This is a genomic window from Mesorhizobium sp. M4A.F.Ca.ET.022.05.2.1, assembly GCF_003998845.1.
Classification (GTDB): domain Bacteria; phylum Pseudomonadota; class Alphaproteobacteria; order Rhizobiales; family Rhizobiaceae; genus Mesorhizobium.
Window position 1 is genome coordinate 1 of record NZ_RZOJ01000235.1, and the last position, 9,565, is coordinate 9,565.

Genomic DNA, 9,565 nt, shown 5'->3' on the forward strand with positions numbered 1-9,565 from the left:
CACCCGGGGAAAAGATGCCTCTGAAATGCAGCGCCGCAGCGCCGACGACCACCGCGGGCAGCACAGCCCGCTCGCCGGCAAAGCTGCGCGCGGCCCGGGTGAGGTAGAATACGGCGGCCCCGAAGAGCAGCGTCGGCCACGCAACCAGTGCGACATCCTCCGCGACGGCGGCGCTGCCCGTCAGTGCCGAGGCCGCAAGGATGATGGCGGCGAGCGGTGCGTCGACCAGCCGCGACCAATGCATGACAAAGCCGCCTTCCGGCCCCATCCGGTACTGGTGCAGGTCGAACCAGCCCTGGCCGAAGAGAAGATCGCGAACCTCGACCATGCGCAGCATGCTGTCATTGTCGCCGCCATTGTTGGTCAGTTCCGGAAATCCCGAATAGGCGTTGACCAGGAGCACCACCAGCATGGTGAGCAGCGCCGCCAGAAGGTCCATTCGCCAGGCGGCTCGGGCGGCTTTCCCGGAAGGAATCGCGGCATGGACGGCGGACATGGATCGACTTTCGGGTGGTTGTTCGGTGCCGCAGGCTAGCGCCGCTCGCTTCACAAAGCGTAAAGCTCGATGCAGATGCGCTAGCCGCGTGCCGGAAACACCCAAGCCGACGACACGATATAGCTCAGCGCGCTTGCCGCGACCGTGGTCAACGCCGACATGGCGACGGGCGACAGGCCAAAACGCGTTACCGCGACATGCGAGACAAGGCCGGAAAAGGCAGCGCATCCGGCCTGCAGCGCAAGATAGCGCGGCAGCGCGGTGGCATGATCATGCTCTGCGCCGAAGGTCCAGCCGCGTTGCGCGGAATAGGCGACGATGAAGGCGATCGCGTAGGCAACGGCACTGCCTGCGAACGGCGAGAGGCCAAGCGAAACCAGCAGCCACGAAAGCACGAACAGGAGCAGGGCGGCGCCGACACCGACCACCAGGAAGCGGAACAGGCGCGTCTTCTGGATAAGGTCCGGCAACGCGTCGATCATCGGTTTTCGCCCGCCGGCAGATCACTGGACTGGCCGGCTCTCAACCGCTTGACCGGAATTTCCAGGACGCCGAGCAGGAATGCCGAGAAGAAGGCCTGGAACGAAATCACAATCAGGCTGAGGCCGAGTACGACGATGCGCGGGATTTCGGAATCGTCCAGCGGGCCGAAGCCGAGATTCGCCCAGCGCAGCACGGCATAGGCGCAAAACGAGAAGCCGCCGGCAAAGCAAATGCCGGCATTGGCGGCGAGGCGGTCGGTGCTGATGGTCCTGGTCAGCCAGTCGGAGCCCCGGCTGCGCGGCAGGATGCCCGTGACCTCGGCATAGTAGCGCGAAATGACGCCGAAGGTGATGAGCTGCACGCCAGTGACGATCATGAAGCAGGCGGCCACGAAGGTGTTCAGGTCGAGCGACAGATTGTTGATCACCCTGAGCGGGCCGAACACCAGCAGAGCCGCAAACAGCGTGCCCAGGCCACCTAGCACCATGCCGGGGATGAAGAACATCCAGCGCGGATTGTAGACCAGCAGGAATTTGAGATGCCGCCAGCCGTCGCGCCAGGTCCTGAGATGCGGCGGGCGGCTGCGGCCGTCCGGCTTGAGCGTGGTCGGCACCTCCTCGATACGCAGCCCGGCAAGCGCGCCGCGCACCACCATCTCGCTGGCAAACTCCATGCCGGTGGTCTGCAGATCGAGCTTTCTGATGGCCTCGGCATTGAAGCCGCGCAGGCCGCAGTGGAAATCGCCGGTCGTGATGCGGAAGAACAGGCGGCCGATGAAGCTCAGCACCGGATTGCCGAGGTAGCGATGCAGCGGCGGCATGGCGCCGGCTTCGATGCCGCCCCGGAAACGATTGCCCATGACCAGGTCGGCGCCGTCGCGCAGGCGTGCCACGAACGCGTCCAGCGCGCTGAAATCATAGCTGTCGTCTGCGTCGCCCATGATGATGAAGCGGCCCCTGGCGGCGGTGATGCCGCCAAGAAGGGCAGCGCCGTAGCCCTTTTGCGGCACCGACACGACGCGGGCGCCGATAGCTGTCGCGATGTCCTGGGAGCCGTCGGTGCTGCCATTGTCGGCGATCAGCACCTCGCCCGCTATGCCGGCCTTGTCGAGGAAGGCCTTTGCCTTGCCGATGCAGACGGCAAGCGTCTCGGCCTCGTTGAGGCACGGCATCAGGATGGTGAGCTCGAGCTGCCTGGTCTGGGCGGCGCGGATGGTTGTGACGGCGTTCATGGTTCTTGTTCCATCAAGGACCGGTCCGGCGTCTGCAGGGCCGGGCTCATTCGAACCACCCTTGCATGGCAAGGCTTAAGAAAACGATGACGCGGGTTCTCGCCTTGTCTGCAATCCGACTGGGTTTGCGCCTTGCTGATGCAATCTTCAAAATGTCGCGATTGGCAGACCTCGCCGATTTCCTTATATCGGCGACAGAGCCGCCGGAGAGCCCATATGCCGCTGAAGATCGCCGTCCAGATGGACCATGTCTCCACCGTGTCGATCGCCGGCGACACGTCCTTCGCCCTTTCGCTCGAGGCGCAACGGCGCGGCCACAAGCTTTTCCATTACACGCCCGACCGGCTGTCGATGCGGGACGGCAAGGTGTTCGCGCGCATCGAGGAGATGCAGGTGCGCGACGAGAAGGGCAATCACTACTCGTTGGGCGAGAAGGTGCGCACCGATCTGTCGGAGATGGACGTCGTGCTTTTGCGGCAGGACCCGCCCTTCGACATGAACTACATCACCACCACGCACATCCTGGAGCGCATCCATCCTGGGACATTGGTGGTCAACGACCCGGCCTGGGTGCGCAACAGCCCGGAAAAGATCTTCGTCACCGAATTTCCCGAACTGATGCCGGAAACGCTGATCACCAAGGATCCGCAGGAGGTGGCCGCCTTCCGCAAGGAGTTCGGCGACATCATCGTCAAACCGCTCTACGGCAATGGCGGCGCCGGCATCTTCCATCTGCACGAGGCCGATCGCAACCTTGCCTCGCTGCTCGAAATGTTCGGCCAGATGTTCCGCGAGCCGTATATCGTGCAGCGCTACCTGAAGGACGTGCGCAAGGGTGACAAACGCATCATCCTCATCGACGGCGAGCCGGTGGGCGCAATCAACCGCGTGCCGGCCGAGCACGATTCGCGCTCCAACATGCATGTCGGCGGCCGCGCCGAAAAGACCGAGCTGACGGAGCGCGAACGCGAGATCTGCGCCCGCATCGGGCCTTCCCTGAGAGAACGCGGCTTCATCCTCGTCGGCATCGATGTCATCGGCGATTACATGACCGAGATCAACGTGACCTCGCCGACCGGCGTGCGCGAGGTCCAGCGCTTCGGCGGCGCCGACATCGCCAGCCTGTTCTGGGACTGCGTCGAGGGCAAAAGGCGGTAACGGCAACGTTGCAACCGCGCCTGGTTCCGTGCAACTGCGGCTCGCCGATTCCGCGTCTAGACCACGAAGAAGTCGTCCGCAGTGAGCCAGGTGCCCGGGTCCACGGTGGCGAACTGGACGGCCGCCGCCCCGCCCGCCCCGTCCTGATCGAACAGCAAAGCACCGGTCGCGTCGTCATAGATGATGTGGTCGCTGTCATCGATGGCCTCGCTGCCGACCGTGAAGACGGCAGCAAAAAGCGGGCCGGCCGACAGCCCGACGAATGCGGAGCTGTCCAGCCGGAACACATCGTCAAGCGCTTTGAAGTCGACGATACGGTCGTAGTTGGCCGGTCCGAGTGCGTCGAACACGAAGACATCCCGGCCCGCGTCGCCGGCCAGCCAGTCGCGGCCGACGCCGCCATTGAGGATGTCGTCGCCAGTACCGCCGCGCAGGTCGTCTGAGCCGGCGCCGCCGTCGAGAGCGTCGTCGCCCGTATCGCCGCGGATTCCGTCGGTGCCCGCACCGCCGCTTATCGCGTCGTTGCCGGCGTCGCCCTTCAGCCAATCCGTGGCCGGCGCCGCCGTCGAGCGTATCGTTGAACGGGGTGCCGCTGATGCGGTCGCCACCGCCCAGCGCGGCGACGAGCACGGCACGATCGTGGCTTCCATAGCTCACGACATTCGTGACGTCGCTCAGCGCGATGGATTCGGCCGGCGGCGTTACCGTGATCGTAATCGTCGCCACATTGCTGTTGCCCTGGCCGTCGGTCGCGTAGACCGTGAAGCTGTCGGTGCCGACGAAGCCGGCCTCGGGCGTGTAGTCAAACAGATTGCCGTTCAGAAAGTCGGCATGATAGTGCAGGCTCGAGCCGTAGTGACCCTGGTGAAACGGGTAGTAGTTGCCGTCGAAACTCGTGCTCTGCTCGAGGGCGCCGTGGTCCGGCCCGTCCACGACGATAAAGCTCAGGAGATCGTAGTCGGCATCCGCGGCGCTGAATTTGATGTCGTCGAGAAATTGCCCCTGCGAAACCGACACATTCAGATCGGCGGCGCTGGGCGCATGATTGACGAAGCTGTCGGGCTGCAGCGCGCCGCCTTCCAGGATGATCTGATGCTGTCCGTACTGGGTGTTTTCGCCGCCGAAATATTCGTTCGCGCCGATCCATGTCACCGTGATGGTGTCGGGGCTGTCGGCGTTGACCGAGACAATCTGGGCCGACATGAAAGCGGCCTGGTCGGACAAGGTGCGGATGAGATTGCCTTCATTGTCGAAGACCTGCGTCTCCACCGTCGTCCAGGTCTCGGTTCGTCCCTCGTTGGTGAAGCTGGTGATGGTGAAGAAGCCGTCGAAGACATCGACCGAAGCCAGGTCGATCCCACCGAACGGGAAATCCGGCTTTGCTCCTATTGGCCCGATCACATCGCCGTCGGTTTCGGTAATGCTGAAAAGGACCGCGTCAGGGCTCGGATTGGGATTGTCGGTTTCTTCCCATACGGTGAGCTCGCTGCCATTGCTTAAGGTCGGCATCCTGTCTTCCTCGCCTTCGCGCCTGGACGTGCTGTGGATGCCCCCCGATCCCAACGATAGCATCGTACGCGCGTCGGATCGGTGACAAACCCGGCCGCGCCCCGCCTTTTTCCGATGTGGTTAATTATGTGTGTCGAGTGGGAATCCGTTTCTCCAGTCGGCGTCGGCATTTGTTCTTGTAATGTTCTTGATCAATCCGAAAATCTGTGGTTGTCTTGGTTGACCCGCTCGCCGCCTGATCGCAGGACCGGCGGGCGGATAGTGGGGGCAGAGCAAGATGGTGGCGCGGGTTCGCACGGTCGCTTTCCAGGGCATCGAGGCCGTGCCGGTCGATGTCCAGGTGATGATCGCGCCGGGCAAGGTCGGCATGCAGATCGTCGGCCTGCCGGACAAGGCGGTGGCGGAAAGCCGCGAGCGGGTGCAGGCCGCGCTGCATGCGTCGGGCCTGTCGATGCCGTCGAAGAAGGTCACCGTCAACCTCGCGCCGGCCGACCTGCCCAAGGAAGGCAGCCACTACGACCTGCCGATCGCGCTCGGCCTGATGGCGGCGCTCGGCGCCATTCCGGGCGATATGTTGGCCGGGTATGTCGTGCTCGGCGAATTGTCGCTCGACGGCACCATCGCGGCGGTCGCCGGCGCGTTGCCGGCGGCAATCGGCGCCAATGCCGAGAACAAGGGCCTGATCTGCCCGTTCGGCTGCGGACCGGAGGCGGCCTGGGCCGGTAAGGACTTCGACATCCTGGCGCCGCGCAGCCTGATCGCGATCGCCAACCATTTTCGCGGCACGCAGGTGCTGTCGCGGCCCGAGGCCGGCATCCAGCTTGCCGCGCGCGACCTGCCCGACCTCGCCGACATCAAGGGCCAGGAGAGCGCCAAGCGGGCGCTGGAAGTGGCGGCGGCCGGCGGTCACAATCTGCTGATGGTCGGGCCTCCAGGTTCTGGAAAGTCGATGCTGGCGCAGCGGCTGCCGTCGGTCCTGCCGCCGCTGGCGCCGAAGGAACTTTTGGAAGTCTCGATGATCGCCTCGGTGGCGGGCGAACTCGGCGAAGGCAAGCTCACCGACCGGCGGCCGTTCCGCGCCCCGCATCATTCGGCCTCGATGGCGGCGATGGTGGGCGGCGGCTTGCGGGCCCGGCCCGGCGAGGTCTCGCTTGCGCATCACGGCGTCCTGTTCCTCGACGAATTGCCGGAGTTCACGCCGCAGACGCTGGATGCGCTGCGCCAGCCGCTGGAGACTGGCGACTGCGTGATCGCGCGCGCCAACCACCGCGTCACCTATCCGGCGCGCATCCAGCTCATCGCGGCGATGAACCCGTGCCGCTGCGGCATGTCGGGCGAGCCCGGCTATCGCTGCCTGCGCGGCGAGCGCTGCCGCACCGATTACCAGGCGCGCATATCAGGCCCGCTGCTCGACCGCATCGACCTCAGGATCGAGGTGCCGGCGGTCTCGGCCAGCGACCTGATCCGGCCCGACAAGGCCGAGGCCAGCGCTTCGGTGGCGCAGCGCGTGGCGCGCGCCCGCGCGATCCAGCGCGAGCGGCTCGAACGGCTTGGCGCCGCCAGCGCCACGACCAACGCGCATTGCCCGCCCGCGATCATCGAGGAGATCGCAAGGCCGGATAGCGCGGGCCTGACGCTGCTGAAGGACGCCAGCGAGAAGCTCGCCTTTTCGGCGCGGGCCTATCACCGAGTGCTGAAAGTGGCGCGCACGCTGGCCGACCTCGACGCCAGCGAGACCGTCGGGCGCATCCATCTCGCCGAAGCGATTTCCTACCGGATGAGCGCGGAGCGCATGGCGCAGGCGGCGTAGAGCCGCCGGATGCCGCGCGTAGGCAAAACATATAGGCTAGTGCCGAAGTGAACCTTTTGGAGGGATGACGGGCATGTTCAGGAAGGGGATTGCCGTAACCGCCGCCGCCGCCTTGCTGCTGGGCAGTGTCCTGCACGCTTCGGCCGCAGGTCAAGGAGGACCTGGCGCACGGAACCAAGTCGCAAAACAAGGCACTCGAAACCATAAGGTCAAACAGGGCGCACGAAAGCCTGCCGTGAAGCCAGGCCGGAAGAGCAGGAAGCCCGCTGCATCTCATCTTGCGGTGCCCAACAGCAACAACGGCAACGTTGCGGTGGGCGGGCCCTATGTCGGTTTGAAATACATCGGAAACGTTCCATGACGGGCCGCTGCCGTTCAGGCGATCAGCCAGCGGCTACCGCGCCTTCAGCTCCAGCCGCCGTCTATGCAGCACCGGCTCCGTATATCCGTTCGGCTGGACTGTGCCCTTGAACACCAGGTCGCAGGCGGCCTGGAACGCGATGGAATTGTCGAAGTCGGCCGCCATCGGCCGGTAGAGCGGGTCGCCGACATTCTGCAGGTCGACGATCGCCGCCATGCGCTGCAGCGAATCCCGCACCTGAATTTCCGAGCACACCTTGTGGCGCAGCCAGTTGGCGATGTGCTGCGAAGAGATGCGTAGCGTGGCGCGGTCTTCCATCAGGCCGACATCGTTGATGTCGGGCACTTTCGAGCAGCCGACGCCCTGGTCGATCCAGCGCACGACGTAGCCGAGAATGCCTTGCGAATTGTTGTCGAGCTCGCGCTGGATCTCGTCCGGCGTCCAGTTCGGCCGCACCGCCACCGGCACCGACAATATGTCGTCGAGCTTTGCCTTCGGCCGGCTCTTCAGCGCCGCCTGCACGGCATGCACGTCGACCTTGTGATAATGCGTGGCATGCAATGTCGCCGCCGTCGGCGACGGCACCCAGGCGGTGTTGGCGCCGGCCTTGGGATGGGCGATTTTTTGATCGAGCATCGCCGCCATCAGGTCGGGCATCGCCCACATGCCCTTGCCGATCTGGGCATGGCCGGCAAGCCCGCACTCCAGTCCGGTGTCGACATTCCAGGCCTCGTAGGCGGAAATCCACGCGGCTTGCTTCATGTCGCCCTTGCGGATCATCGGGCCGGCTTCCATCGAGGTGTGGATCTCGTCGCCGGTGCGGTCGAGAAAGCCGGTGTTGATGAACACGACGCGCTCGCGCGCGGCGCGGATCGCCTCCTTGAGGTTGACGGTGGTGCGCCGCTCCTCGTCCATGATGCCCATCTTGATGGTGTTTTTGGCCATGCCGAGCAGGGCCTCGACGCGGTCGAAGATCTCGACGGCGAAGGCGACCTCCTCCGGCCCGTGCATCTTCGGCTTCACCACATACATGGAGCCGGCGCGGGAATTCGCCCGGCGGCCGCTGGCGCCGACATCGTGCAGCGAAATCAGCGCCGTCAGCGCGGCGTCCATGATGCCTTCCGGCACCTCATTGCCGTCGCGGTCGAGGATGGCCGGGTTGGTCATCAGGTGGCCGACGTTCCTGACCAGCATCAGCGAGCGGCCGGGCAGCGTCAGCGCGCCGCCGGACGGCGCGGTGTAGGTGCGGTCGGGGTTGAGCTTGCGGACAAAGCTCTTGCCGCCCTTGCTGATCTCTTCGGCGAGATCGCCCTTCATCAGGCCGAGCCAGTTGCGGTAGACCACGACCTTGTCCTGCGCATCGACTGCGGCGACCGAATCCTCGCAGTCCTGGATGGTGGTCAGCGCCGATTCCAGGATGACGTCGGCGATCCCCGCCGGATCGGTGCGGCCGATCTGGTTGGCGCGGTCGATGACGATCTCGATATGCAGGCCGTTCCTGACCAGCAGCACGGCTTGCGGGTTGGCGGCATCGCCGCGATAGCCGGCGAATTGCCTGGGATCGGCAAGTGTCGTGACACCGGCGCCCTCGCCCAGCCGCAGCATGCCGTTGACAAACGAAAGCCCGTTGACCCCGGCCCATTTGCCAGAGGTGAGCGGCACCGACTGGTCAAGGAAATCCTTGGCCCAGGCGATGACCTTGGCGCCGCGCGCCGGGTTAAAACCCTTGCCCTTCTCGGCGCCGCCGGTCTCGGGAATGGCGTCGGTGCCGTAGAGCGCGTCGTAGAGCGAACCCCAGCGGGCGTTCGCCGCATTCAGCGCATAGCGCGCATTCATCACCGGCACGACCAGCTGCGGCCCGGCGACGACGGCGATCTCGGGATCGACATTGTCGGTGCTCACGCTGAAGGCCGGCCCTTCCGGCACCAGATAGCCGATTTCCTTCAGAAAGGCCCTGTAAGTGCTCATGTCGAGCGGCGCGCCATTGGCGCGGTACCAGGCGTCGAGTTTTTCCTGCATGGCGTCGCGCTTGGCGAGCAGCGCGCGGTTCTTCGGCGCGAGGTCGTGGACGATGGCGGAAAAGCCGTTCCAGAAAGCATCGGCCGCAATACCGGTGCCGGGCAGCACTTCGCCGGCGACAAAGTCATTGAGCTCGCGGGCAATCTGCAATCCGGCGATCTCGACGCGATCGGACATCAGGGCTTCTCCAGATGAAAGGCTTTGCGGCCTTTGGCATGTCAGGGGTGAAGGGTCAATTCAGCTTAGGGTGAAGGCGGGGAGAATTGCCGTCGGCGAGGCTGCTGATCTCCCCCCTCGAGGGGGAGATGGCCGGCAGGCCAGAGGGGGTTGGTGCGACTGGACGCGACGCTCTTGCTGCAACCGAAGCGTTAGCGCTCTACGCGCGGCGACCCCCTCTGTCGCCTTCGGCGACATCTCCCCCTCAAGGGGGGAGATTGCCACTAAACCGCGATCCTTGGCCGTCCCGATGCCACCGCCACCACATGCGCCTCGATGAAC

General features: G+C 65.0%; 6 protein-coding genes and 3 pseudogenes. 2 read left to right on the forward strand and 7 right to left on the reverse strand.

Annotated elements, in window-relative coordinates; translation table 11 throughout:
* The 3 genes and pseudogenes from EN745_RS22525 to EN745_RS22535 all read right to left on the reverse strand — a co-directional run.
* Positions 1-412, reverse strand: a pseudogene (locus tag EN745_RS22525) (GtrA family protein); the annotation flags it as partial.
* Between the two features lie 164 nt (positions 413-576).
* Entirely contained in the window at positions 577-978 is a 402-nt protein-coding gene (locus tag EN745_RS22530) for a GtrA family protein (protein WP_245487795.1), read from the reverse strand.
* Positions 975-2,210, reverse strand: a complete 1,236-nt coding sequence (locus EN745_RS22535; RefSeq protein WP_127422290.1) for a glycosyltransferase — start codon at positions 2,208-2,210, stop codon at positions 975-977. Before EN745_RS22535 ends, EN745_RS22530 begins: the two co-directional genes overlap by 4 nt.
* A gap of 216 nt (positions 2,211-2,426) precedes the next feature.
* Here EN745_RS22535 and gshB point away from each other — a divergent pair, with 216 nt between their 5' ends.
* Entirely contained in the window at positions 2,427-3,368 is a 942-nt protein-coding gene (gene gshB / locus EN745_RS22540) for a glutathione synthase (RefSeq protein ID WP_126057230.1), read from the forward strand.
* A 56-nt stretch (positions 3,369-3,424) separates the two neighbouring features.
* On the opposite strand, the gene EN745_RS37125 is transcribed toward gshB, so the two are convergent.
* The 3 genes and pseudogenes from EN745_RS37125 to EN745_RS37675 all read right to left on the reverse strand — a co-directional run.
* The gene (locus EN745_RS37125; protein WP_245487797.1) at positions 3,425-3,718 is read right to left on the reverse strand and encodes a hypothetical protein; all 294 of its coding nucleotides are present in this window, start codon (positions 3,716-3,718) and stop codon (positions 3,425-3,427) included.
* Positions 3,719-3,770: 52 nt separating this feature from the next.
* Positions 3,771-4,018, reverse strand: a pseudogene (locus tag EN745_RS37670) (hypothetical protein); the annotation flags it as partial.
* A 145-nt stretch (positions 4,019-4,163) separates the two neighbouring features.
* Positions 4,164-4,940: pseudogene (locus EN745_RS37675) on the reverse strand (calcium-binding protein); the annotation flags it as partial.
* A gap of 214 nt (positions 4,941-5,154) precedes the next feature.
* Between EN745_RS37675 and EN745_RS22550 the strand changes: the two are divergent.
* Complete coding sequence (locus tag EN745_RS22550; RefSeq protein WP_127422291.1) at positions 5,155-6,687, forward strand: YifB family Mg chelatase-like AAA ATPase; 1,533 nt, start codon at positions 5,155-5,157, stop codon at positions 6,685-6,687.
* A 394-nt stretch (positions 6,688-7,081) separates the two neighbouring features.
* Here the strand turns inward: EN745_RS22550 and EN745_RS22555 are convergent, their stop codons facing one another.
* Entirely contained in the window at positions 7,082-9,244 is a 2,163-nt protein-coding gene (locus EN745_RS22555) for a malate synthase G (protein WP_127422292.1), read from the reverse strand.
* Between the last annotated feature and the right edge of the window lie 321 nt (positions 9,245-9,565).

Excerpts from the sequence above, each read along its gene's own strand:
- EN745_RS22550 (WP_127422291.1), top strand. The coding sequence starts at position 5,155 with ATGGTGGCGCGGGTTCGCACGGTCGCTTTCCAGGGCATCGAGGCCGTG.
- EN745_RS22535 (WP_127422290.1), bottom strand. The coding sequence starts at position 2,210 with ATGAACGCCGTCACAACCATCCGCGCCGCCCAGACCAGGCAGCTCGAG.
- gshB (WP_126057230.1), top strand. The coding sequence starts at position 2,427 with ATGCCGCTGAAGATCGCCGTCCAGATGGACCATGTCTCCACCGTGTCG.
- EN745_RS22530 (WP_245487795.1), bottom strand. The coding sequence starts at position 978 with ATGATCGACGCGTTGCCGGACCTTATCCAGAAGACGCGCCTGTTCCGC.
- EN745_RS22555 (WP_127422292.1), bottom strand. The coding sequence starts at position 9,244 with ATGTCCGATCGCGTCGAGATCGCCGGATTGCAGATTGCCCGCGAGCTC.